A 24,990-nucleotide genomic window follows, 5' to 3' on the forward strand; every position below is an offset into this window, starting at 1 on the left:
CAGGACGTTATATGGAGGATATGGCAGGATGTTTTCGAATGACTGCTGCTCGTTTCCGCTCAGTCCGCCTTAGTCAGCTTTATTAGAAATAACGCCACTGGTTGCTGTTTTTCAATAGGAGTCGTATTCGTTATACTTAAAACGACCGATTGGAAAACATTATCTGGAGGGTGATTTTACTTGACTTATATGGACATGTTAGGACGTCGGAGCATCATTTTGAAGCGGAATATCGGCAATTTAATTATTAAAGACAACAAGCAGGGACTCAGCACGCAGGAAAGTCATTTTTACCAAAGCATGCTCAAGGAATGGCATCAAAATGCCAATGAATTGAATTCAGCTAGAAAACATTCTTAGTTGATCGGTAATTATTGAAATTACATGACTTGCAAAAAAAGCCGGGTGTCATTCTGACATTCGGTTTGCTGTGTGTAATTTTTGTATATAGCTACAAATGAAGTTCTTTTAGGAATGAAGAGTAAAGGAAAAGGAATGCTTATGGTATACTACATAGATGATAAAGGTTGGCAGCAATAATTAAACGGGGGTTTCTTGCTATGTTGGCGGTTGAAAAAGCAGTGTACCTCACAATAGATGAAGGTCCTGCTGAAGATTTTATGCAAAAGGTAAATTTTCTGAACGCAAAAGAGATTCGGGCGATTTGGTTTTGTGTGGGCGAAGCATTGGAAAGCTGTTCTGAGGAAGCGATAGCTGCGATTAAAGCAGGCCATATCATTGGGAATCGCGGTTATGATCATGCAGATTTCTCTGTTATCGGCTTACAAGACGTAAGAGGGCAGATCGAGCGAACCGACCGTATTATAGATGAGCTGTACAATAAAGCAGAAACGATCAGGCCTTCCAAGCTGTTTCGTTTTCCATTTATGCAGCATTTGTTAGACGAAATGAAGGATGATCATTTCGAAGGTATTCAGCGTGTACTGGATGAGCTGGGCTATCAGCAGCCGTCCTTCGAGAATGGCACCCCAAAAAACGGACTGCATGTGGATTGTACTTGGGATACGTTCGATTTTGAGCCGGCAGACGTTATGGACCAACATCATGATTTACAAGCAACAAGCGGACAAATTATTATGATACACGACTGGATCTCGGTTGCTCCTTTTCAAGCATTAATGGATAAGCTGCTTGCAAAAAATGTAGTTTTTCAGCTTCCTAAGGAAACGACTCTTCAAACCGCAGCCATTTAGCAAGCAAATCGCATGATCAAAAAGGAGTACAGCTCGTCTCTATGAATTCATAGCAGCGGCGAACGGTACTCCTTTTTTGCTGCGAGCAGTTATTGCTGAATTCATGCTGGGCAAACCAGAATGAACGAAACAAAGTAAGCGCTTCATGCGTTTAAGTAAAAAAGAACATTTATTCAAGAGGGGGCAATGGTTGATGCACTGGATTCCCGCTGACAGAAGCGGCAGGTGGTGGCTACTAGCTGGAGCATCCACCTTGCTTGTTAGCCTGTTATTATGGTTGATTCGTTTTGTTATATTAGGCCAGCCTTTCACAGGCATGCACGCTTTCCGATTTATGCTGCTCGCAGCCATATTATCTTTTTTATTCGGTTTTATCGGCTGGCTTGGAGCGAGAAAGCTATGGCTGTTCTCCAATCTTGGGATGCTAATTGGTCTTATACTGATGGCTATGTATTCCAAAGGTTTGACTGGATGGGAGGACCTAATTAGTTTCCTCGTATTTTTAGAAGCAGTAGCAGGAGGTTTTATGGCAGGGCTGATTGTTGAGGGTGTTTATTTCTTTAGACGGATATCGAAGAAATAATAGGCTGCCATAAAAATGTTGCAACTGGCTGTTGCTTTTTCCCGTCATACAGAGTGAAATGGAATAATGAGGTAAAAATTATTCTAATTTGTTTGGTGACGGAGCTGATCTTATGTGCCAAGAGGCAATGATAAGTTTGGAAATAGAAGAAAAAATGAAGTTGAATGGTATACCGGGATTAGGAATTGCCGTTCTTCAGCATGGACAAATGGTGTGGCAAGGAAGCTATGGCGTACTTGAAGCGAGCATGCAGCAGAAGGTGACAGAGGAAACTTTGTTTCCTGCCTGCTCCATTAGCAAGATGGTAACAGCTATTGGTGTACTTCGTTTAGTCCAAGAGGGCGTGCTTAGCTTGGAGGAGGATGTTAATCGTTACTTAGTTTCCTGGCAGGTGCCCGAAAACCAGTTCACTCAGCAGAGGAAAGTAACGCTGCGCAGTTTGCTGGCACATCAATCGGGAATTGTGGATGCACGGGGGAGCTATGAACCTTATCAGAAGCAAGACCCTTTCCCTACGCCTAGAGAGCTGCTCTTAGGAGCAACGAAATATCATTCCAAACCAGTTGAGGTTGCTCACCTGCCAGAGAGTCGATTCTCTTACTCGGATGCAGGTTATTCTGTGTTGGAGCAAATCCTTGAGGATGTGTCAGGAGAAGCCTTTTCTGCTGCTATGGAGCGGCTTGTTATGAAGCCGCTTGGCTTAAAACGAACTATTTTCTGGGATGGTATTGCAAACGAGTTACTGAACACATCCATGGGTCATGATAAACGGGGACAGGTGGTTGAAGGGAAGAGAGCGTACTATCCCAATTTATCGGGAGCAGGCTTATGGACAACGCCTTCTGAATTGATAGTAATGGCAAGCGAGGTCGTGAAGGCTTGGAATGGCGATCCTAATGGTATTTTGCGGCCAGCGATGGCTAGAATAATGCTTACGGGTTATGCGAGCGACAAAGGTGCAGGCTTAGGCGTATTTCTTCCTGATGCTGGAGAGCAGCTCTGCTTCGTTTCTCAAGGCTGGGGAGTTGGTTCTCAAAGCAAGCTGGTTGGATACCCGCGCCAAGAAAGCGGTATTGCAGTAATGATGAATGCAGAGCCAGGTAAACCTCAAAACGAGTCGTTGGTCGGTGAGGTCATTCGGGAGTTGTGCAAGCATTATGAACTGCCGATAGTGTAGGCTGCTTCTTCGAGAATCATATATCAAATTTTATAATTTGATTGAAAGGTGAATATGGAGAATATTTCAGGTCATATCATACACGTCTTTTTACATTTTGTTGTAGGCGCCAGCTTGGCCTATTTATTTTGCGGGAAAGCGGCTGCATCCACTGCGAATCGCAAGGTTCTCTTGATTTTCGGCGGTGCAGCTGCTATTTCTCCTGATATTTCGAAGCTTTACGGAGACCTGCTTGGCCACTCCATTTGGCTCGTACCTGTGATTGGTTTGTTTTTTGCTGCATGTTATCATGCATTCCAGAAGAAAATTTCGTTTAAAAAGGCTTGGCTGATATTGTCTATCTGCGTTTTTAGCCATTTATTTATAGATTTCATCGGCAATGGCGTAGCTCCCTTTTATCCCTTTATTAAAACGGAGTCTGATTTCTTTATTGTAAATAGAAACGACGCTGTTCTTTTAATTACGCTGACCACTGCTCTCATTATCGGGGCATCTACTGGGAGAAGAAGGCGTATATTTTTATCAGGACTAATTCTTGTTGCTTTGTATCTTGGAGGGTTGTCGTTCTCGAAGCTGCAATTGCAGCATGCATTAGAAAAAAAGTATAAGAACGAAAACGTCTATGTCATGCTCACCTTTCCGAGAGAGGGCTTTAAGTGGTCATTCATGGTGAGGACGGATGAGACAAGTGTAGACGGCTATTCGCCTATAGCAGGCTTGGACATACATATTGAACAAGAAATGAACAAATCAGGAGAGTGGATCAATGTTGATAAACAGTGAAGAGGATATTATACAGCTTGTGTATAGAGATGAGTGGATGATGAACATCTTACGAGAGGTTAGCACGCTCCAGCTTCCAGATTGGTGGGTATGTGCAGGTTTCGTTCGCAGCAAAATTTGGGATACCCTTCACGGATTTACGGAACGAACGCCGCTGGCCGATGTTGATGTCGTTTATTTCGATCCTTCCAACATAGACGAGCAGATAGAGAAACAGCTGGAAAACACATTAAATCAGATGAACCCTCACGTACCTTGGTCCGTTAAGAACCAAGCTCGAATGCATGTAATCAATAACAATCCTCCGTATTCCAGCTCCACAGATGCCATTTCCAAATTTCCAGAGACCGTAACAGCTCTAGGATTGAAAATAGATCAGCATGACAAACTCGTGTTAACTGCTCCTTGTGGGATAGAAGATGTTCTAGAAATGATTGTTAGACCATCACCTTTTTACTTGGAATACGAGGATCGAATCGCCATTTATGAGAAGCGGCTTGAGCAAAAAAGATTTCAAGAGCGCTGGCCTAAAGTACGCCAATGAAAGCACGGTATTATTTTAAGGACATCGATAACGCAAGAAGAAAGTTGTCTCTGACACAATGAAAAGCTTTTGTCCGTTTATCCTATTGCCTGATTGGGTAAGCATAAAATAGCAGTGCTGGGATTGAAAGCAGGCAATAGTGGAAAGGTAATGGTAAATAAAATGTAGCGGGGGAGAAAATGGAGCCTAAAGCAGAACGTCAGAGTTTTATGCAGCTTATAAAGAAAGGGAATAAATCTTCCGCTGTAGCGATGATCGGCAATGCGTTTATCGCCGCCATAAAAGGGTTCGCAGCGGCCTTCAGCGGCAGCGGCGCGATGTTTGCTTCCGCCATGCATTCATTGGCAGATGCGATAAACCAAGGGTTTGTTTTTGCCGGAAGCATTCTTGCCGAGAAAAAACCGACGCCGAGGTTTCCAACCGGCTTTGGGCGTGTCATCAATATTTTTTGTATGATTGCCGTCATCGTGGTTACCATTATGGCTTATGAAACGATTCGTGAAGGCTGGCATCTCATTTTGCATCCAGTTGCAAGTGAAGGTTTTTGGCTAAACATTGGGGTTCTGGTTGTTAATCTAGTTATTGACGGGCTTATATTAGTCAAAGCAATGAAGGAAATTATACACGAAGCGGGAGCGGAGGGGAAAGGTCTCGATATTTTCTCAGCTGCCTTCAAAAATGTAGGGCGTTCCGCTCCTGCTACACGATTAGTTTTCTATGAGGATCTTGTCGCCGTTTCGGGAGCTGCCTTGGCGATGATCGCGGTCATTATTGCTGCATTTACCTCGTTTAAAACGGTTGATGGCGTTGCAACCCTGTTGATTGGTCTGTTAATGGTTGGTGTTGCTTATCGTGTGGGATACGACAATATGATCGGACTCATTGGTGTTTCTGCCCCGAAGGAAGTAGCAGACAAGGTGTCCCGTATTATTTTTTCCGAACAGAGCGTAACCGATATTTATCAAATGCGCATTCTGCAAGAGGGCCGTTATTACCACGTTGAGGCGTACTTGGAGCTGCAGCCTGGTTTAACGCTTGCGGTAGCTGATGATATTAAGTTCCTCGTTCGCGCCAAGCTGCTTGAAGACAAGGATATTGCAGATGTGACATTAGGGATCTTAGAGGATGACGGCAAAAGAAGCTGGAATCCTATTGAAACCAAATAGAAAAGCTGCACCTCTAATGTTAGATGGTGTCTAACAATGGGGGTGCAGTTCATAGGTGCTGGCTTATGCTATTTACGTGTATTGCAGCTGCCCTGCAACAACGATCTGTTCATGGGGTATATCAAGGTATTTCCTCTTACTGACTCAGCATGGGAAACAACTGCTTCAGCTCTGTATCACTCGGTCTTCTGCCATAATCTGCAATCTCGAATGGCTCTGCATACTTTGTCTTTTCTGACTTCCCATCTTCGTATAGTCGATCCAGCGTCGGAAGCATCTCCGATGAAACCTCAATAAAGCTGCTCCAATATTGCAAAATATAATCCTTCCTAGCATCCCACGTCTGTGGAACCTGATCTAGCAGATTACGCTGCCATGGCGCAAACTCATAGAATTGGGAAGCGTGCGCATCACAGCCAAGCAGCTTCTTCTCAATAACAGAACCAATATCGACGACCAGATCGGGTGAGTAAGCATGCCTCTTTCCGTAGTCCGGCATAAGTAAGAAAAGAGGGGATTGCTCTAAATATGGGGCATCTGGCACAGAATTAGGTACCTTCGCTATAAAATCCGCAGCATCTCTCACAATTCTTCCTGCATTGCGATTATCTACATGTCCTGCACCTTCAGGATGGAAGGTAATGACGACATCGGCCTTCCAATTGCGAATTTGGCGAATAACTTCTTCTCTCACTTCAAAGCTATTCGTCAGACGGCCATCAGATATATTCAATATGCTATAGTCAAGAACACCCAATCGTCTAGCAGCCTCATAGGCCTCCTGCGTTCTTCTATCCACGAGCTCTTGTCCGCTAATTGAGTAGTGTCCGCAATCTCCATTGGTTAAGGAAACGAATTTCACTCGGTGCCCCATTTCTGCGAATAAAGCAGAGGTTCCTCCCGCATAAATTTCCGCTTCATCCGGATGTGCAGCAATGACAATTATATTTTTTTGTTGTTGTGTAGACATTTTTTCTCTCTCCTCCTGTATGGTAACCCAAAACCATTATCCCTTTACTGCACCTGCTGTCAGCCCTTTAATAACCGTTTCTTGTGAGAACATGTACAAAACAAGTAGTGGTACAATTGAAATCGTGATGGCTGCCATCATAGCGCCATAATCTGTACCATACGCATTCGATACGAGCGACAAGAGGACAGATATAGGCTGCATCTCTCTTATTGGCAGGTAGACGAGTGGTAACAAAAGCTCGTTGTATGACCAAAGAAAGACCATAATAGACACCGTTGCGAAAATAGGGAAGCAAAGCGGCAGCGTTATTTTATAATATATTTTCCAAATGGTTGCCCCATCCATGACCGCCGCTTCCTCTAGTTCTCCAGGCAAAGAAGCCATGAAGCCTGTTATCATTAGAATAGCAAAGCTCAAATTGCCAGCTACTTGTGGGAGAATAACAGATAAATAGGTTCCATTCAAACCCAGCTTCTCGATGATAACGAAATTCGGAATAATAACAGCGAACTGCGGCAGCAGCATACAGATAACAAATATAGACGTGAAATACCCTTTAAATGAAAATTGAAATCTCGCTAGTACAAAAGAAGCCAACCCGCCAAAAAGGGAAACACCTAATACAACGGATCCCGAAATGATCATACTGTTCATAAAGCCTTTAACGACGTTAATGTTGCCATATTCGTTCAACTTCAAAAAGTTAAATAAAGAGTAGCTTTGTGGGAGAGCGAATGATTGCGTTAAAATTTCTTCGGACGTTTTGAAGCTATTGAGCAGCACCCATAATAGTGGGATGATCGTTGTGCATGCCCATAAAAGCAGGAGTGCATATACGCCGAACTTGACCGCACCAGGCTTTACTAGTCTGTTAACCATCTAAAATATCACCTTCTCAATTGGGCTGTTTGTTGTCTATCATCAGTAGCTGACAGCCTCTTTTTTAACTAATTTATTTAACACAACGGTTATGACAATACCGAGTATCATCATCGCAATGACGATTGTGCTGGCATAACCTGCGTTTTGCCCATTGAATGCCTTCGTGTACATGTAAGTACTGAGCAGCTCACTGGAATTCAATGGACCACCCTTGGTCACGATATATACGACATCAAATACCTTCAATGCTCCAGCCGTGGCGAGCGTAAGACAAGAAGCAATGACATCTCGTAATAATGGAAGTGTAATATAGATGGATTTTCTTATTCCTGTAATACCGTCCAGCATAGCTGATTCATAAATATCCTCTGGAATCTTCGACATTCCGGTCAGGAATATAACAAAATAAAATCCAACATACTGCCATAGAATCGGTATGAGTACCAAATAGATCGCGCTTTTCTCCGTTAGCCATATTTGCTCAGACAGACCGAGCCCTCTCATAATGGCATTTAAGAGACCATAGTCGTAGTTGTAAATGAGCGAGAACATGAGGCCAATCGCCGTACCTGAGATAACAATCGGAAAGAAAAAGACCGTTCTAAAAAATTTAAATCCTCTTTTGATGCTGTCGGTTAGCAGCGCAAGGACCAAACCTCCTCCAGCCTGCAGGAATACGGCACCGATCACCAATATAAACGTGTTTTTTAGCGCTATCCAAACAACGGGGTCATGAATGAGCTGGTTGTAATTGCCGAATCCTATGAACTTCTTCGTATTTGAGAAGTTATACCATTCGGTGAAGCTATAATAAACGGATTGTACGAGTGGATATAAAAGAAAGGTGAATAATAATAGCATCGTTGGCGCCAGGAAAAGCACAATGTACCTCTTGTCCCTGAATATCACAACTGAACGCCTCCTCTTCATAAGCAATAGCTTGGATTACATACTGCCATTTGCCCGGGAGCCGGCAATCCGATATCCCGGGGCATGTTGAAAGAACTACTTGTTTCTGTTGTTTAATTTTGTGGCTTCATCTAGAATTTCCTCGGCTGTTTTTCTTCCTGCTGACACATAAGCAATACCTTTTAAGAACTCGGTATACGATTCCCTAGAAACGTAAGAATCGATTGGCATAACGAAATCCTTTGCCTCACTCACCATCTTGTTGCCGTCAATGAGAAGCTGTGCGGTGCTGCTGGATTGTTGTGTATCGACTGCATAAGTTCCACCTATTGCTGCAAATTTGCCAGCCGTTTCAGGAGATGTCATGAATTTCACAAAAGCTAGAGCTGCATCATATTTAGCTTGATCGGTATTTTTCTTCATATACCAACCAGAACCAAATCCAGATACAATCATATTCTCACCCTTACCACCCGGTACGAGTGGAAATGGTGTAATTTGAAAAGCAGGATTTGTACTCAGACCAGCAGCTGTCCATGAACCGTTGAACATCATTCCCGCTTTCCCGCCTGCAAATAAAGATTGCGCTTTTTCATCATCCAGCGTGAGTGCATCTTTAGGAAACGCTTTCTTATCATTCAACTCTTTGAAGATCGTAAGAGCTGGCGCCCATGATGGATCGTAAGCCTTTTGTTGTCCCTCTGGCCCAACCTGTGAAAGAACCAAAGCTTCTTGCAGATATGGAGTTGTGAGCGATGTAGCGAATGGTACAATATTATTAGCTGCAAACGTATCTATCGCTTTTATAAAAGCATCATAGGTTGTTGGAGCTTCGAGTTGATACTGGTCGAATAACTCTTTATTCCAGAACAAGCCTTCATAGAAGCCGATATAGGGGAGAGAATAGAGTTTGCCTTCATACTTGACCTTCTCGATGATCCCGCTATTGAATTGCTTCGCCCAATCTGGATCTTTAGCAAATTCATCTTCCCAGGAAACAATTTCTTTCGATTCGGTTAGAATAGCTGTCTCGCTGCCATTGAAATAAAACATGACATCGGCTAGATTGCCAGTTGCTGCATCCGCTTTCACTTTCGTACGCAATGCTTCTTGATTGACCGGCGTTGACTCATCCGTAATTTTGATGCCCTTGTTTTCCTCTTGAAACTGTTTAATAGCTTCCGTCCAAGCTGGAACCCATGGATCAGATCCAGCGAATGATGTCGCTACCCGAAGCGTTATCTCTTTTGTTTTACTCTCGGATGCTCCATTCTCTTCTTGTTTGGATCCCCCGCATGCTGCCATCAGTGCTGCAAATACTACGAAGATAAGTACTAGTGCTGTTGTCTTGCTTGCCACCTTTTTCCTCATTACTCAACTCTCCTTTTAAAATGAATTCATATATTGAAACTTGAACGCGTTCATTTTAAACGCCCAAGGAACAATCTAATTTATCATTGATTAATAAACTTAATTAACTAATTGAAGGGATAGGAGGCTTTAAGCCTCCTGCTCCTCCAGCAGTTCACTAAACATAGTCTCCAATCCAATGGCAATCCCGCCGATCAAAACAGCTTTCGTCTTGAGCGCCGTATCCACGATAGCCGTATTTTCTAGCCCTAAACGCCTAACTTCATCCCGTATTGTATCGGTGTAAGCCGAACCGAGGGTGACGAACCCACCACCCAATATAACGGTATCCAAATCAAGTAAAAATAGCATGTTTGCTATGAAGGCAGCCATAATCTTTGCACAGCGCTTCACATGCTTAACGCTAAGGGCATCTCCTTCTAATGTCGCCTTTATAATGTCATTAAAATCGACCTTAGCAATGTCGCCATTCACAGCTTTAAGCAGTCTGCTTTCGCCCCCAGCCTCCAGCTCTGCTCTAACCGATCTGACCAAAGCTTCTATTGTAACCAAATCGCGCAACCGAGAGCTCTCAAATATCCCATCTTGTCGTTCCGTATTCTCTGCCTCTACGTTCACGATGTAATTTTCTATTTCACCTGCAAGATGAAATTTCCCCGGATACAACGATCCTCCAAGCACAATACCAAGACCCACACCCACGTCAACGCTTACAAACACAGCATTTGCGTGTCCCTGTGCAGCTCCAAATTTTATCTCACCTAGAACAGCAGAATTGATATCCTTTTGTACCAGTACTCTAACACCGAATTTATTTAGAAGCGGTTCTCTGAAATTCACAGTGCCGAGTCGCTCCAGATACGATCCGCACTTTACGATACCTAAATCATTATCCACTTGACCTGGTATAGAGATAGATATAGCAAGCAATTGATTTACTAATACACTGCTCTTAACAAGAAGTTCATCAATCTTGCTTATTATTAGTTCCATTAACTGGTTGATGTCATATTGTTCAATATCGAATTTCACTTCTTGAATAATGATTGGATTTAGATTTGAAATGCCCACCGTAATACAAGGATTGCTTAGATCAACGGAGATGATATAGCCAAAGTTGTCATTCAACCGCAAACGGCTTGCTTTTCTTCCCACACCTGTGAAGCCATCCTCTGTTTCCCTTAGAATGCCTAACCTAACCAATTGATCTGCGTTCGTGCAAACGCTAGGTACACTCAGCTTCAACAGCTTTGACAGCTCACTTCTTGTAGCGCTTTCATCTCTTCTAATCGCATCTATGATTAAATTTTGATTCATGATTCTTACATGTTTCTGCTTTGCTGATACTTTGGACAAACGACAACCTCTCTTCTAAAATTGATTAATAAATAAACTTAATTAAATAATAAGATTTGCCATTATGATTGTCAATAACTATTATTTACATATTCACAAACACGATGGCGAGCAAGCCAATGCCTATTCCGATGATGCCGCCACGAGATATTTTCTCTTTAAATAAAACAGCGGAGAGTATCGTTAGAAGCACAATCATACTTCCATTGACGAGCGGAAACAAATGAAGACCTGACATTCGTCCTGACAAATACGTTATTATCGCATTTCCAGTACCGGTTGATCCTGCTATGGCTACAATGTACAGTGTCAAAATACGAAGCTGTCGTACAGTAGGAATTGCCTTGCTTTGTCTTTGGAATCCCCCAGTGAAAAGAATACCGCTAAGTGAAAATAAGAACGCCGATCCAAATCCTACACACATAAAGGGAATCAGCTCATGCCCCTCAAGTAACGTCTGCTGCCATTTCATGATGATTGGCAAGGTACCATTTAAAATAAAGGCAAGAAGACAATAAACTAACCATTTCATTCCTGCTGCTTCTTGCCCTTTGCTTCCAAACACATTGATGAAATAGAAGGATAGGATAAAAAGAGCAATACCCATAAATTTCATGCCGGTCATCGGCTCATTCCAAAGTACAACACTTGCAACAACAGGCAGAAGCAGGCTTGCTGAGAAATAAAAAGCAGAGTAAGATAACGGTCCCGTATTCATAGCGCAGGAATAGAACAAAACAGTAAGTACAAAAACAAGCCCATAAAACACTCCAAGCACAAGCGTAGCGGTATGGATGCCATTCAAATCTGACATGAGCCATGATACAAAAAAGCCAATAGCAATTATCGCCGTATAAGCCGAACTCCGTTTGAAAAAGGAGGATAATCCCTCATTGTTATTCGTGCTTCTCATTTGTTTCAAAGCTAACGTCTGAATAATGAACATCAGAACAGCGCAAAAGGCCAACAATATATTCAATAGATTCCATCCTTTTTATTCATCTACCATAAAAATATCCAGCCCATGGCGGCCTTCTTCACTATCAACTAGTCACAGCCCACGAATGGGCATTTCATCATATTTATTAATAAAAACCTCAATAATCTCAGGAATGTATGAGGAACCGCCTCCAATAACCGCTATTTTCAACCCTTTTTTTCTGCTCCGTCATGGTTTGGACTTCCTAAATGGTTGTAACACTAAAACATACACATCATTAATCTATATCTGTATTTTGGTTCACACTCCTATTCAAATCAAAAAGATATTGGCAAGCGCATGATCTTCATCCCGCTTAGCCTTACTTCTATTGTAAAATAAAAAAAATCGTTCTTCTTATGATAAAGAACGATTTTATAATACTATCTTACTGTATGTAGTCCATGGGGGAGGTTCCAACCGTTAGGACAAACAATGAGCTAAATTGAGATGGACTCACTTCATATAACTATTAATTTTCCAATTATGGTAATATAAATTTGAAAGGCAATTTAGCTTTTTTGGAGGGATCATTCATGACCGTTCACGAAATTGAATTGGCGCAAGGCTCCCTAATTGGCTCGTTTACAACAGAAGTGACTCCGCTGCTTACGATCGAATCAGGTGATTCCATTCGTTTTCAAACGCTGGATGCAGGCTGGGGTACAGGTACAAGCAATCAAGATAGATATAAACCTTTTTCAAGAAGACAGGATATCGATAGTGGTCATGCATTAATTGGCCCCTTATTTATTAAAGAAGCAAAAAAAGGAATGACCCTTGAGATTAGATTTAATGATATCATTCCAGGATCATACGGCTTTACAGCAGCAGGCCAATATCCAAATTGGCAAAATCAAAAGCTAAAGCTAACCGAATATAAAGAGATTTCCCTCGATTGGAAGCTAGACAAGGAATGGATGAGGGGAACCTGTCTCATTAATGACAAATCGTTTACGGTAGAGCTACAACCCTTTATGGGCGTGATTGGGATGCCCCCTGATAGTCCAGGTATTCATTCCACTTTTCCTCCTCGCGCCTGCGGCGGCAATATTGATTGCAAGGAGCTTGTCAAAGGAAGCAAACTATATTTGCCGATCTCTGTAGACGGAGGTTATTTATCCATAGGAGATGGCCACGCTCGTCAAGGCGATGGGGAGATTAGTTGTCAGGCGATTGAGTCTACAATGGATTTGGTTGACGTAACGATAACGGTGAAGGAAAACATCGTTTTGACGAATCCTAGAGCGAATACACCTTCAGGCTGGATTACGTTTGGCTTTCATGAAGACTTAAATGAAGCCACCGTAGAGGCGCTGGATGGGATGCTTGATCTTATGGGTGAATTATATGGTTTAAACCGAGTGGAAGCGATCGCACTTGGAAGCTCGGTTGTTGACTTAAAGATTACTCAAATTGTGAATGGCATTAAAGGCGTTCACGCTTGCTTACCGCATGGCGCGTTCAAGTCATCGATATAGCTGGGATCAAAAAACAATTTGGAACATGCAGTTATGTTTCAGATTGTTTTTTTTGCTTATGAACGGCAAGTTATTTGCACAACTGCTGCTCCATCACTATTGCTCTCCAAAAGTTAACGTTGACGTTAACTGTTACTAGGGGTATGCTTATTGTAGAAAATTCGGAGGTGCTCGACATTGGATTTGTTAAAAATTGAAGAAGTAGCCAAGCGTACTGGATTAACGAAACGCGCCATTCGGTATTATGAGGATTTTGGTCTAATCTCTGCACCGGAGCGGACGCAAGGCGGTATTCGGTTATATTCAGAGGAAAATATAGAGAAAATCAACAAAATACTGCTCGTAAAAGAGGTACTCGGCTTCTCGCTTGCAGAGCTTCAGCAGTATATGGAGTTTCAATCGCTCATTGAGCAGCAGAAAAGTGAATATCGTACGAGTGAGGATCGCGAAGCGCGAAAATTGAAGCTTTTCGAAATATCACAGGTGCTCCATAAGGAAAAAACGATGATCGACATGAAAATTAAACGTATGGAGCAGTTTAAAGATGAACTTACCGAAACAGAGAAGCGTGTACAGAAGGCTTTGGATCAATTACAGGAATAGGAGCATGAATGTGGATACCTCGCAAAAAGCAGCTTCGTCATTTTGGACCATTATGATTGCCGTTTTTTTCGGTAACTTCATGGCCTCTTTGAGTACAACTACGATAAATGTGGCGTTGCCTATCTTTATGGATGATTTTCATGCCAGTTTAAACACGGTGCAATGGATGTTATCCGGTTTTATGATGGCAACAGGTATTATTGCTCCGATTATCGGTTTTATGGGTGATAAGTGGAGCTACAAAAAATTATATGTGATTGCACTAGCCGGTTTTACTTTAACGTCTGCGCTTTGTACCTTCGCTTGGAGTATTGAATCTCTTATTGCATTTCGGATTTTGCAAGGATTCTTCAGCGGAATTATTATGCCCACTACGATGACAATCATTTACCAGACCATTGAGAAATCAAAACAGGCTGTTGCCGTCAGCTTCTGGAGCGTATCAGCGATGCTTGCTCCTGCGCTTGGGCCGACGATAGGCGGATGGCTTGCTGAAATTTATGGCTGGAAATCATTATTTCTAATGAACATTCCGATTGGCATTATTGCTGTGCTTATTGCCGCGAAGTACATTCCTAATTATCGATTAAGCACCGGGATTAAGCTGGATTGGATCGGGTTTGGCGCAGTTCTCATCGGAACAAGCGCATTGCTGGTCGCATTTAGCGAGGCGCATAATTGGGGCTGGGCGGGCTGGCAAACTCTCGGAATGATCGCTGCTGGTTTAGTCGTGCTTGCTTATTTTGTGGTGCGGACACTGCGAGTCAGCAATCCTTTATTAAATTTGCGGGTACTGAAGATACCGAGGTTTACTTACGGAGTCATACTAAACTGCTGTATAACGATTTCCTTATATGCAGGTACGTTACTCGTTCCGATCTTCATGCAAAATATTAAAGGGGAGTCGAGCTTTACTACCGGCATGGTCATGCTTCCAGGTACACTTGCGATGGTATTAATCTCGCTTGCAGTAGGCAGGCTTTATGGCAAAATAGGACCATCGAGGCTAATCTTCATCGGTTTGCTGCTAATGGGATTAGCCACATGGGAGCTTAGCCATGCAAATGTGGCGACAAGCGCGGCATTTATTACGGTATGGGTGGCTATTCGTTATATGGGGATTGGCTTCAGCAACATGCCCGTGACGAACGCTGCGATGTCTGCCGTACCAAGCGTCAATTCCGGTCATGCCTCTGCGGTGATGAACTGGATCAGGCAGGGGACATCAGCGTTATCGATTAGTTTATTCAGCACGATCCTCTCTGCGCAGACGATTGCTCATTTGGAGGACGGAGTATCGTCCAAAACCATCGCGCTGTCGCTAAGCGTTCAGGATGTTTTCCATCTGGGGACGATTATTATTATCTGCTCTATCCCACTTACGCTATTGCTGCGGAAACGAAAGGCAGCAGCAGTACAATAAGAAAGAGCGCCGATTGCGGCGCTCTTTCTTATTTCATGGAAGTTAAAATACATGTGCGCCTTCCAAGGCGACCTTAATTTTGCCGTTAGTCTCCAGCACCTTCACCTTTACTTTGTGGCCAGGCTGATACTGAGGAATATTAACCATATAAATGGCGGTTTTAATGATGGCGCGATAGGGATCTGCATGCTCTCTTGGAATCGTTAATCCGATAAAAACCTCAGGATGACCGTTAATCTCCGTATTGGTTTTTTGTATGGAACTCACAGTCGCGTCAAAGGATTCGCCATGTTTCAAAATAAATTTAGTTTCCCGAGTATCCTTAAACGATTGCCGAATGACGATGAAGGCAAGCAGGAAAAGCGGCACGGAAATGAGGGTAATGACAACTAAGGTGATACTTTCATTTGTACTCACGAATCACCAACTTTCATGGATCATGAACGGTATAGCTTCATGCTGACTCTAAGCTTTTATAATCCTAGAAGAAGCATAACACAACCAATTCAACATGAAAATATTTCCAAAGGCTTATTAAGGAATAGGTACTTTAGCAGCTGTCAAAGTCGTAAACAGTTTATTTTGTACGATAAAAAAAGGCTGTTTCATGAGGTCATTTGACCCGAAACAGCCTTTCTGCTCCTATTCTAGTAATATTTCTATAGGAATGGCGTCTTTTTTACAAAGCTTTGTGCGAGATGGTCAGCATGTAGATCTTTGTCGTTTTTCTTATAGTTTTCAAGAACGTCGATCAAATAATCGTCTGCTGGGTTGTTGGAGCGGAAAATAAACTGCTCTTCATTCTCGATATGTACATCATGTCCGCATTGTTTCAGGACTTCTTGATAATCTTGAACAGTTGGTTTTGTGTTTTCTTCTAGGTACATGAGTCCGGTTAGCGTTTTGGTTGCCGAGCCATGCATAATTTTGAAATGAACGGTATGTTCTTTTTTCATACCCATTCCCTCCTAAGTGTAGAAACGATGTGTTGTTATTATTATAATATGCTCCAAAAGGCATAGGAAAGTAAAGCTTCATGAAAGATCATTATGTTGAGTCATTCGGGCTGCATTTATATGAGTAAAAAGCTGCATCGTCCTCGGACGGCGCAGCTTTTTGATATCATGCCATTTTTGGCGAAATACTTACTTATACTTGTGCTACTTTGATAAGATTGGTCGCCCCGGCTTGGCCGATTGGCACGCCAGCGGAAAGCACGATAATATCGCCTGTATCAATAAGTCCAGTCAGCTTGGCATTGCGGATAGCGGACTCGAACATTTCGTCTGTTGTTGTTACTGCATCGCCTTTAACCGGAATAACGCCGGAGAGCAAGCAAATTTTTGGAAGCACATGATCATGCTGCGTAATTGCGATAATTGGTGACATCGGACGGTACTTGGATACCATGCGAGCAGTAAAGCCGCTTTCCGTTGAAGTAAGGATTGCTTTGGCGCTCAGCTCAAGCGAGGAGCTAACGACACCTTGGCTAATTACCTCCGTAATGTTCGTGCTTTGCTGCGATCTCTTTTTATCGAATTGCTCTTTATAATCGATCATGGATTCCGCTTTTCTTGCGATGGAAGCCATTGTCCGTACGGATGGGATAGGGTATTTTCCAGCAGCTGTCTCGCCGGAGAGCATCACGACGTCAGCGCCTTGAATAACCGCATTGGCTACGTCGCTTACTTCAGCCCGAGTTGGACGCGGGTTAACCTGCATCGATTCGAGCATATGTGTAGCAACAATAACCGGCTTGCCTACAAGATTACATTTGTTGATCATCTCACGCTGCATCATCGGCACGTCTTCGATCGGTACCTCAACGCCTAGATCACCACGCGCGACCATAATGCCATCGGATGCTTCGATAATTGCATCAAGGTTTTGCATGCCCTCAGCGTTCTCAATTTTGGAAATGATTTGTACATGGCTTGCATTTGCTTCTTCAAGAATGTTGCGGATTTCCAAGATGTCCTCTGCTTTTCTTACAAAGGAAGCAGCAATGATCTCAACATTATGTTTGATGCCAAAATGAATATGCACGACATCGCGCTCCGTTACGCCTGGCAGCGTCGTTTTGATGCCTGGCAGGTTAACGCCTTTGCGAGGTTTCAATATGCCGCCGCTCACGATTTTGCAACGAATATCGTTACCTTCAACCGACAATACCGTCAGATCAACAAGTCCATCATCAATGAGAATCCGGTCGCCTGTTTTTACGACAAGCGGAAGCTCGGAATAGTTTACAGGAAGACGAGTTGCATCGCCGAGTACATCCTCCGTCGTGAGAATCAAATCTTCACCGATAACCAGCTCGCAGGACGCTTCCTTCAGCTTGCCGATCCGCACCTCAGGACCTTTAATATCCATCATAATGGGAACAAAAGTGTTCAGCTCGCGTGCAGCCTGCCGTATATTGTTCATTCGCATAACGTGATCTTCTAATTCGCCGTGAGCCATATTCAGTCTACCAACAGTCATCCCTGCTTGGATCATTTCTTTAATCGTCGAAACGGAGTCGCAAGCGGGCCCCATTGTACAAATAATTTTTGTTTTTAGCATGTTGTAGGCCTCCTTATTTTTTTCATTGTAACGTGAAAAGTCGAAAGGAGATAAGAACTATAGTACAATGAATGTACAATAGTACGGTTCTAAGGAGCGTTCATTATGCTGGCAATTATGGATGTGCATCAGGACAACGGGGCGGATTGGTACGAGGAAGGTGAGGGGCGCATGTTATCCTTTCATCTCTCGTTAGTGACTTATGGGAAATGTGTATATTGGGTGAACGAGGAGAAGGTGATTTTGGAAAAAGGAGATTTGCTCCTTATACCGGGGCATATTCCATACTATGGGAAAAGCATTCCAACGGTCGTCCACACGAAGTATGTGGTCAATTTTTGCAAAATCGTTTCCGAGTGCAGCCTCCCTCTGCTTCAGCTGGAGGAGCCGTTAAAGCAACGGCTCGGGCGCTTTGAAGTGATACAAGAGAGGCTGCGGGGAGTTTGGACACAATACAAGGAGAAACCGCCTTATTATGAACTCATGGCAGAGGCGCTGCTTACGGAAGCGCTGGTCTATCTCAATCAAGAGAAGGATCGCGGAATGATTTCCTCGGACAAGCATCGGCGTGTTGACAGCATGAAGCAATATATTTCGACGCATTATCGCGAGAGGGTGACGAAGGAGGAGCTGGGGGATGTCATTAATACGACACCGAATTATGCGGCTACTTTATTTAAGGCGGTTACGAACCAGACGATCAGCGAATATGTACACAATCAGCGAATGAAGACGGCGATCTACATGCTGACCGAATCGCAGCTGATGATTAGTGAAATCGCCGACTATTTAGGATATAACGATGTTTCGTATTTTTACCGTATATTCAAGCGCATTGTTGGCAGCTCTCCATCTGATTTCCTGCATGAGCGCTCTTCAACCGTTTAATTGATTTCTATCAAATTTAAAAAACTTCACTGACGGAGGATGTCAGTGAAGTTTTTTTATAATAGGGGTATTCAGATATTACAAAAGGAGTGTTTATTATGCAGACAAAAAAAGTATATCTTTATGTTTTTGATACGATGGCAGATTGGGAAGTAGGTTATTTAACTGCTGAGCTTAACTCAGGGAGATATTTTAAAAAGGAGTTAGCGTCTTTAGAGGTCATTGCAGTAGGTGCTGATAAAAATCCTATTACTACAATGGGAGGATTGAAAATACTGCCTGCTATTTCTATTGAAGAGTGTAGTTTGGAAAGTATGGATGTACTCGTTCTTCCAGGCGGAGATACTTGGATGGAACCCATTCACGAGCCTATATTGAAAAAAGCTTCAAAAGCATTAGAAGAAGGAACAGTAGTTGCAGCGATTTGTGGCGCTACAATGGGACTTGCAAAGATGGGAGCGCTCGACTCAAGAAGACATACAAGCAACGATCTCGAATATTTGAAAATGGTTTGTCCTAATTATACGGGAGAAAAATATTATGAAACGGAGCCTGCAGTAACAGATGGAAACTTAGTTACTGCATCAGGTATAGCCCCGCTGGAATTTACGATGCATGTACTGCAGTTGTTGGATGTTTTTGCGCCAAATACATTACAGGCTTGGTTTAAGCTTTATCAGACTCATGAATCAAAATATTTCTTCGAATTAATGGATTCCGTATCGAATTGAGTCCCGGCGCCGCCGGTTCAGGAATACCAAAGACAACGCAATGACCGTGAGGATAATTCCAAGCACATGAAATCCCTCGAAGCTGAACGTATCGCCCATAACGATACCTATCAACAATGAGGAGAGGATGGTTCCAAAGTATCTGGATGTATTAAATAATCCGGATGCTACACCGATTATTTCTTTTGGAGAGCTTTGGAACAAGGATGCTTGCATCCCTACATTGTTCAGCCCGTTGCTAATACCGAATGCAGCCAAAGCTAGACATACGCTAATAACCGGTGAATTTTGATTCAATGTGACGAGCCACACTGACCCAAGTGTCATGAGTATGGCAGATACCAGCAATGCTGGTCTTGGTCCTGATTTATCGATCCATCGTCCTGCGATTGGAGAAGTAACTAGCGAGCATAAGCCTAAGCTTAGCATGAGAATCCCGGTTTGGAACTCACTGACATGGCGTACCATTTGCAAATAGGATGGTAGCCCGAAAAAGAGCGAGTAATATAATACGTTAACGAGCATGAATTCTACATTAACCCAAGTCATCGCAGGATATTTGGCGAATGTGCGCAGTGGAATAAAAGGTGACGCCGCTTTTAACTCATGTCGAACGAATGCCCCAAGTGCAGCAAGTCCGACCAGCAAGGCAACGACATTTCTGAATGAGACATGTCCAGATGATTTGGCTGAGAGCAATGAAGCGAGCAGGGCAACCAGACCTACTGTAAAGAGCAGGATTCCTGACGCATCTATCAAATCAAACCACATACGAAAAGACATGTCCTTTGCAGCGTGCATTTGCGGTTCATCGATAGGAATAGTTCTCCATGCTAATAGAAAGCTAGCTATCGCAAATGGAATATTGACGAAAAAGATAGCCGTCCAATCCCACGAATGAATCAAGATCCCGCCAATAAAGGGTCCTATGGCTGCCGCTCCCGATAGAAAGATGGACAAAACAGACAGCGCAGTCGCTTGTTTCTCTGTAATATGAATGCGTACAATAGCCATTCCAACGGCAACCATCATGCTTGTTCCAATGGCTTGCACAATGCGGAACACTATGAGCCATCCGAAGTTTGGTGACAGCGGAGCTAGTAATGACGCAACGAAGGCTACAACAAGGCCGGCAAGAAAGATCTTCCTGCGCCCGAATAAATCGCTGGCCTTTCCCATAATAGGCTGAGCGATGCTGCTTGCAATGTAAAAGGAAAAAATAATCCAAGAAACACTTGTAAAATCAAGTTGGAATACATGCTGCAGACGTGGAATAGCAACTGAAACCATCGAAGAATTTAATGGGTTCAATAGTATTCCTAGACCAACGGAGATCATTAACCACCTGCTGCGAACACTCATTTTTGAATCGCCCCCAAATCGTATTAATGTCATCGTACTTGAAATCATTTATTCATTCCAACGCATTTGATGCTATAATCTCATTGACTTGAGGGAATGAATGGGGGCGCAAAATGGAACTTCTTCAACTGCAATATTTTCTTACGGTAGCTCGTTTGGAGCATATGACCGAAGCTGCACGCAATCTGCACGTTACTCAGTCTTCACTAAGCAAAACGATTGGGCGCTTGGAGGAGGATTTAGGGGTTCCCTTATTCGATCGAATAGGGAGGAATTTGCGATTGAATGAGTATGGCAGCCTATTCCTCCGCCGTGCAGAAAGGGCATTGTTTGAATTGGAGCAGGGGAAGCAGGAGCTTAGCGATTTATCCAGCCCGGAACATAGCACGCTCAAATTAGCAGTGACCACTGCAAGCAAATTGCCCAATATCCTTCGTGAGTTTCGGAAAAAACGTCCTGATATTCAATTTCATGTGCAAATGCTCACCACACAGGAAATGGTTACGCTTCTGGATAGAGGAGAAGTGGATTTTTGCTTGTCCTCGCCTCCTATAGAAGGGGATGATATCGAATGTCAAATCGTGTTTATCGACCCGATCCTTGTAGCTGTTCCAAAGGGGCATCGGCTGGCAGATCGAAGCAGCGTATCTTTGGCAGAGCTAAGGGATGAATGGTTTGTCGGAGTGAAAAAAGGTTACGGTACGCGCGATTTAGTTGACTCTTTATGCGAATCGATTGGATTTGTACCAAAATATGTGTATGAGGGGGATGAACCTGCAAGGCTTAGCATGCTTGTAGAGGCCGAAATAGGTATAGCCTTCATACCCAGCACGGCAAGGAATTCGCGGGAACAAATCCATTATCTCCAAATAGAGAATCACGAATTAGTACGGGAGATAGCGCTATTATGGCATAGGAATCGGTATATTTCGCGAGCTGCTCTGGAATTTCGTGAGGTCGTTGCAGCGTATTTTGAAGCGTTATCCAAACAAAGCATTTAAGCGTGTTCACCACTAATTCATCATAAAAGGCTGCCGGCGACGGCAGCCTTCTTGATTTGCATGATCTGGCTTTTCCAATTAATCAGAAATATTTCGGGTATAGTATTCGATGATATCTTTGCGGCGAATAATACCAAGAAAGACACGATCGATGTCTACGACGGGAACGAAGTTCTGATCGGCCGCCAGCGCCAGCATATCGTCCAAATCGGCGTTGATCGCGACACATTCGACTTTCATCCGTTTTTTGATGGAGACGACAGGAATTTCGTGCATTGTATCGAAGGTGAGGCCGGGTGTGGCTTTCAACTTCCATAACAAATCCCCTTCGGAAAGTGTTCCGAAATATAAGCCATTGTCGTCCAAGATCGGAATGGCTGTATAGTGGCTAGCCTCTAATTTATCTATGGCTTCTTTCATATTAGAGGATGTCATGAGGTATGAGACCTCGTTTTTTGGAAATAGAAACGATTTGATGTCCATTGAATCACGCTCCTTTGGTATATTAAAGCATATTTTGTCCGATGGTGCATGTGGAAGTGACTGGGCACGTCTAAAATGATCGAATAAAAATGCTAAAAATTATGCTTATTTCCATGAATACTTGGCTGCAGTTGACTTATTGGAACATTCGAATTACAATTTACCCATAAATAGGCTTTGACCAAAGACATGATTACCTTATACGAGCTGTCCAGAGAGAGAGGCTAAGGCTGAGAGCTTCTCCAGCAACCGATTGTGTAATTACCCCTTTGTAGCCGTGTTATTGAACCCGCTGTTTGCACAAAGCGATTGTAAATAACACCGATTCATCCTCGTTACCGGGTGCTCAATAAGGATCTTGCTGTAACTTTAAGTCTGGCGGATAGCCAGTCATATAAAGCAGCAGATCGAATGAGGGTGGAACCACGAGCTGAACGCACTCGTCCCTTGGTGGGAGAGATGTGTTTTTTTTGCGTTCAACTACATTCGATCGGAGGCTGCATGATGAGTATTGCAATTACATTACCGGATGGAACAGTTAAGGAGTATCCACGGGGGACAACCGCCGCGCAATTGGCGGAATCAATCAGTACTGGCCTTGGCAAAAATGCAGTCGCGGGAAAAGTCGATGGCAGGCTCGTCGATCTGAACGAGCCCATCCTAGCAAGCAGCAGCGTTGAAATTATAACGCTTGATGGTGCTGATGGTTTAGCGATTTACCGTCACAGTACAGCGCATGTGATGGCACAAGCCATAAAGCGTATCTATGGGGAAAAGACTGTGAAGCTTGGGATTGGTCCTGTTATTGAGGATGGCTTCTACTATGACATTGATATCGAGAAGCCGTTGTCTACAGATGATCTTGCTGCGATAGAAGCGGAGATGAGCAAGGTTATTCAAGAAAACCTGCCTATTACGCGTCGTGAAGTGAGTCGCGAGGAAGCGACAGCTTTATTCGCACAGGAGGAAGAGCCGCTCAAGCTGGAGTTAATTCGTGATTTGCCGGACGATTCCATTATTTCGCTGTATGAGCAAGGCGAGTTTGTTGACCTTTGCCGCGGTCCTCATTTACCTTCCACAGGACGCATCAAGGCGTTCAAGCTGCTAAGTGTAGCAGGCGCTTACTGGCGTGGCAATTCGGACAACAAAATGCTGCAGCGCATATATGGCACGTCGTTCCCGAAAAAGGCGCAGCTTGATGAGCATTTGCACCTGCTGGAGGAAGCGAAGAAGCGTGATCACCGCAAGCTGGGCAAGGAATTGGAGCTGTTCATGTTCTCAGAAGAGGCGCCGGGCATGCCGTTCTACCTGCCGAACGGCATGACAATTCGTACGGAGCTGGAGAGCCTGATTCGCGAGAAGCAGTGGCAGCGGGATTATGAGGAAGTACGCACGCCATTTATGATGAACCAGCGGATGTGGGAGCAATCGGGTCACTGGGATCATTATAAGGACAATATGTATTTTACAAATGTGGATGACACGGCTTATGCGCTAAAACCGATGAACTGCCCGGGGCATATGCTGATTTTCAAAAACAGTCTGCATTCGTATAGAGAGCTTCCGATTCGGATGTCGGAATTTGGCCAGGTTCATCGCCATGAGTACTCGGGTGCTCTGAACGGCATGATGCGGGTGCGTACGTTTTGCCAGGATGATGCTCATATATTCGTGCGGCCTGATCAGATTGAAGCAGAGATCAGCCATGCGATCGCATTGATCGACCATATCTACGGCGTATTCGGTTTTGATTTCAAAATTGAGCTGTCGACTAGACCAGAGGACTCAATGGGTTCCGAGGAGCTATGGGATCAAGCGGAGCAATCACTGCGCAGCGTACTGGACAGCCGCAATATTCAATATCGCGTAAATGAGGGCGACGGTGCATTTTATGGGCCAAAAATCGACTTTCATATCCTCGATGCTTTGAAGCGGAGCTGGCAATGCGGCACGATTCAGCTTGATTTCCAAATGCCTGAGAAATTTGATTTGTCCTATATTGGCGAAGACAACCAGAAGCATCGCCCTGTCGTTATTCATCGTGCGGTATATGGATCGATTGATCGTTTTATCGGTATATTGACAGAGCATTATTCAGGAGCATTCCCATTATGGCTCGCACCTGTTCAGGTTAAGCTGCTGCCTGTCTCGGAGAAATATATCGATTATGCCTTGCAGGTGAAGGAAGCACTCGCTGAAGCGGGCATTCGCACTAAAGTGGATACACGGAATGAGAAGCTGGGTTATAAAATTCGCGAGGCTGGCCTTGAAAAGGTGCCTTACACATTGGTACTCGGTGAAAGTGAGAAAAACGCGGGCAGCGTTGCCATCAGGAAAAGAGGCGAAGGTGATCTCGGATCACTAGCGATTGCTGAGGTTGTACAGCGGATTAAGGATGAGGTGCAGGCTAAATCGTAAGATGGCTAGCGCGGCTGCAGCATGGTGCAATAACGGAGCGGCAGCCGTTCCACGTTGGAATTGGTCATCCATGGAAGAGCTAGCGCTTGAATGACAAA

25 protein-coding genes and 1 pseudogene are annotated in these 24,990 nt (G+C 43.7%); 14 read left to right on the plus strand and 12 right to left on the minus strand.

Going from position 1 to position 24,990, the window contains the following annotated elements; all coding sequences use genetic code 11:
* Positions 1 to 180 precede the first annotated feature (180 nt).
* From AC1DOV_RS00580 to AC1DOV_RS00610, 7 genes are all read left to right on the plus strand, one after another.
* On the plus strand, positions 181 to 360 hold the full coding sequence (locus AC1DOV_RS00580; RefSeq protein WP_076268579.1) for a hypothetical protein: 180 nt from the start codon (positions 181 to 183) through the stop codon (positions 358 to 360).
* A 200-nt stretch (positions 361 to 560) separates the two neighbouring features.
* Entirely contained in the window at positions 561 to 1,214 is a 654-nt protein-coding gene (locus AC1DOV_RS00585; RefSeq protein ID WP_477548886.1) for a polysaccharide deacetylase family protein, read from the plus strand.
* 190 nt (positions 1,215 to 1,404) lie between these two features.
* Positions 1,405 to 1,797 (plus strand): hypothetical protein, encoded by a 393-nt coding sequence (locus AC1DOV_RS00590; protein ID WP_477548887.1) that lies wholly within the window; start codon positions 1,405 to 1,407, stop codon positions 1,795 to 1,797.
* Positions 1,798 to 1,933: 136 nt separating this feature from the next.
* Positions 1,934 to 2,974, plus strand: a complete 1,041-nt coding sequence (locus AC1DOV_RS00595) for a serine hydrolase domain-containing protein (protein ID WP_477548888.1) — start codon at positions 1,934 to 1,936, stop codon at positions 2,972 to 2,974.
* 54 nt (positions 2,975 to 3,028) lie between these two features.
* Complete coding sequence (locus AC1DOV_RS00600; protein WP_477548889.1) at positions 3,029 to 3,757, plus strand: metal-dependent hydrolase; 729 nt, start codon at positions 3,029 to 3,031, stop codon at positions 3,755 to 3,757.
* Positions 3,741 to 4,301, plus strand: a complete 561-nt coding sequence (locus AC1DOV_RS00605; protein ID WP_441881118.1) for a nucleotidyltransferase family protein — start codon at positions 3,741 to 3,743, stop codon at positions 4,299 to 4,301. The genes AC1DOV_RS00600 and AC1DOV_RS00605 overlap by 17 nt, the downstream gene beginning before the upstream one ends.
* Before the next feature lie 179 nt (positions 4,302 to 4,480).
* Positions 4,481 to 5,467 (plus strand): cation diffusion facilitator family transporter, encoded by a 987-nt coding sequence (locus AC1DOV_RS00610; protein ID WP_477548890.1) that lies wholly within the window; start codon positions 4,481 to 4,483, stop codon positions 5,465 to 5,467.
* Positions 5,468 to 5,603: 136 nt separating this feature from the next.
* Here AC1DOV_RS00610 and AC1DOV_RS00615 read toward each other — a convergent pair whose 3' ends face one another.
* The 7 genes and pseudogenes from AC1DOV_RS00615 to AC1DOV_RS00645 all read right to left on the minus strand — a co-directional run.
* On the minus strand, positions 5,604 to 6,437 hold the full coding sequence (locus tag AC1DOV_RS00615) for a PIG-L deacetylase family protein (RefSeq protein WP_477548891.1): 834 nt from the start codon (positions 6,435 to 6,437) through the stop codon (positions 5,604 to 5,606).
* A 36-nt stretch (positions 6,438 to 6,473) separates the two neighbouring features.
* Positions 6,474 to 7,319 carry a carbohydrate ABC transporter permease gene (locus tag AC1DOV_RS00620; RefSeq protein WP_441881115.1) on the minus strand — a complete coding sequence of 282 codons (846 nt, stop codon included), beginning with the start codon at positions 7,317 to 7,319 and terminating at the stop codon, positions 6,474 to 6,476.
* A gap of 42 nt (positions 7,320 to 7,361) precedes the next feature.
* A complete protein-coding gene (locus AC1DOV_RS00625; protein WP_256710918.1) occupies positions 7,362 to 8,231 on the minus strand; it encodes a carbohydrate ABC transporter permease in 870 nt (289 codons plus the stop codon).
* 96 nt (positions 8,232 to 8,327) lie between these two features.
* Complete coding sequence (locus AC1DOV_RS00630; RefSeq protein WP_477548892.1) at positions 8,328 to 9,602, minus strand: ABC transporter substrate-binding protein; 1,275 nt, start codon at positions 9,600 to 9,602, stop codon at positions 8,328 to 8,330.
* A gap of 129 nt (positions 9,603 to 9,731) precedes the next feature.
* Entirely contained in the window at positions 9,732 to 10,958 is a 1,227-nt protein-coding gene (locus tag AC1DOV_RS00635; RefSeq protein ID WP_477548893.1) for an ROK family protein, read from the minus strand.
* Between the two features lie 85 nt (positions 10,959 to 11,043).
* Positions 11,044 to 11,937 (minus strand): hypothetical protein, encoded by an 894-nt coding sequence (locus tag AC1DOV_RS00640; protein WP_477548894.1) that lies wholly within the window; start codon positions 11,935 to 11,937, stop codon positions 11,044 to 11,046.
* 75 nt (positions 11,938 to 12,012) lie between these two features.
* Positions 12,013 to 12,108 (minus strand): annotated as a pseudogene (locus AC1DOV_RS00645) (family 4 glycosyl hydrolase); the annotation flags it as partial.
* A gap of 365 nt (positions 12,109 to 12,473) precedes the next feature.
* Here AC1DOV_RS00645 and AC1DOV_RS00650 point away from each other — a divergent pair.
* From AC1DOV_RS00650 to AC1DOV_RS00660, 3 genes are all read left to right on the plus strand, one after another.
* Entirely contained in the window at positions 12,474 to 13,418 is a 945-nt protein-coding gene (locus AC1DOV_RS00650) for an acetamidase/formamidase family protein (protein WP_477548895.1), read from the plus strand.
* A gap of 177 nt (positions 13,419 to 13,595) precedes the next feature.
* On the plus strand, positions 13,596 to 14,021 hold the full coding sequence (locus tag AC1DOV_RS00655) for a MerR family transcriptional regulator (RefSeq protein WP_441881109.1): 426 nt from the start codon (positions 13,596 to 13,598) through the stop codon (positions 14,019 to 14,021).
* Positions 14,022 to 14,031: 10 nt separating this feature from the next.
* Complete coding sequence (locus tag AC1DOV_RS00660; RefSeq protein ID WP_430055893.1) at positions 14,032 to 15,444, plus strand: MDR family MFS transporter; 1,413 nt, start codon at positions 14,032 to 14,034, stop codon at positions 15,442 to 15,444.
* A 42-nt stretch (positions 15,445 to 15,486) separates the two neighbouring features.
* Here AC1DOV_RS00660 and AC1DOV_RS00665 read toward each other — a convergent pair whose 3' ends face one another.
* The 3 genes from AC1DOV_RS00665 to pyk all read right to left on the minus strand — a co-directional run bounded on the left by AC1DOV_RS00665 (position 15,487) and on the right by pyk (position 18,009).
* Positions 15,487 to 15,861: a hypothetical protein gene (locus tag AC1DOV_RS00665; protein WP_477548896.1), complete on the minus strand. Its 375-nt coding sequence runs from the start codon at positions 15,859 to 15,861 to the stop codon at positions 15,487 to 15,489.
* Positions 15,862 to 16,103: 242 nt separating this feature from the next.
* On the minus strand, positions 16,104 to 16,400 hold the full coding sequence (locus tag AC1DOV_RS00670) for a hypothetical protein (RefSeq protein WP_076268563.1): 297 nt from the start codon (positions 16,398 to 16,400) through the stop codon (positions 16,104 to 16,106).
* 193 nt (positions 16,401 to 16,593) lie between these two features.
* Entirely contained in the window at positions 16,594 to 18,009 is a 1,416-nt protein-coding gene (gene pyk, locus AC1DOV_RS00675; protein WP_477510725.1) for a pyruvate kinase, read from the minus strand.
* A gap of 105 nt (positions 18,010 to 18,114) precedes the next feature.
* Here pyk and AC1DOV_RS00680 point away from each other — a divergent pair, with 105 nt between their 5' ends.
* Both AC1DOV_RS00680 and AC1DOV_RS00685 read left to right on the plus strand, forming a co-directional pair.
* Positions 18,115 to 18,897, plus strand: a complete 783-nt coding sequence (locus tag AC1DOV_RS00680; RefSeq protein ID WP_477510726.1) for an AraC family transcriptional regulator — start codon at positions 18,115 to 18,117, stop codon at positions 18,895 to 18,897.
* A gap of 98 nt (positions 18,898 to 18,995) precedes the next feature.
* The gene (locus tag AC1DOV_RS00685) at positions 18,996 to 19,628 is read left to right on the plus strand and encodes a type 1 glutamine amidotransferase family protein (RefSeq protein ID WP_477510727.1); all 633 of its coding nucleotides are present in this window, start codon (positions 18,996 to 18,998) and stop codon (positions 19,626 to 19,628) included.
* Here the strand turns inward: AC1DOV_RS00685 and AC1DOV_RS00690 are convergent.
* Positions 19,605 to 20,990, minus strand: coding sequence for an MFS transporter (locus tag AC1DOV_RS00690; RefSeq protein WP_477510728.1), 1,386 nt, complete (start codon positions 20,988 to 20,990; stop codon positions 19,605 to 19,607). The genes AC1DOV_RS00685 and AC1DOV_RS00690 overlap by 24 nt on opposite strands.
* A 113-nt stretch (positions 20,991 to 21,103) precedes the next feature.
* Between AC1DOV_RS00690 and AC1DOV_RS00695 the strand changes: the two genes are divergently transcribed.
* Positions 21,104 to 21,991, plus strand: coding sequence for a LysR family transcriptional regulator (locus AC1DOV_RS00695; protein ID WP_441881105.1), 888 nt, complete (start codon positions 21,104 to 21,106; stop codon positions 21,989 to 21,991).
* A gap of 78 nt (positions 21,992 to 22,069) precedes the next feature.
* On the opposite strand, the gene AC1DOV_RS00700 is transcribed toward AC1DOV_RS00695, so the two are convergent.
* Positions 22,070 to 22,474 (minus strand): CBS domain-containing protein, encoded by a 405-nt coding sequence (locus AC1DOV_RS00700; protein WP_441881104.1) that lies wholly within the window; start codon positions 22,472 to 22,474, stop codon positions 22,070 to 22,072.
* 504 nt (positions 22,475 to 22,978) lie between these two features.
* On the opposite strand from AC1DOV_RS00700, the gene thrS reads away from it, so the two are divergent.
* Positions 22,979 to 24,892: a threonine--tRNA ligase gene (gene thrS, locus AC1DOV_RS00705; RefSeq protein WP_477549214.1), complete on the plus strand. Its 1,914-nt coding sequence runs from the start codon at positions 22,979 to 22,981 to the stop codon at positions 24,890 to 24,892.
* The last annotated feature ends 98 nt before the right edge of the window (positions 24,893 to 24,990 follow it).

The sequence above is a fragment of the Paenibacillus sp. 01T47 genome, from assembly GCF_056398245.1.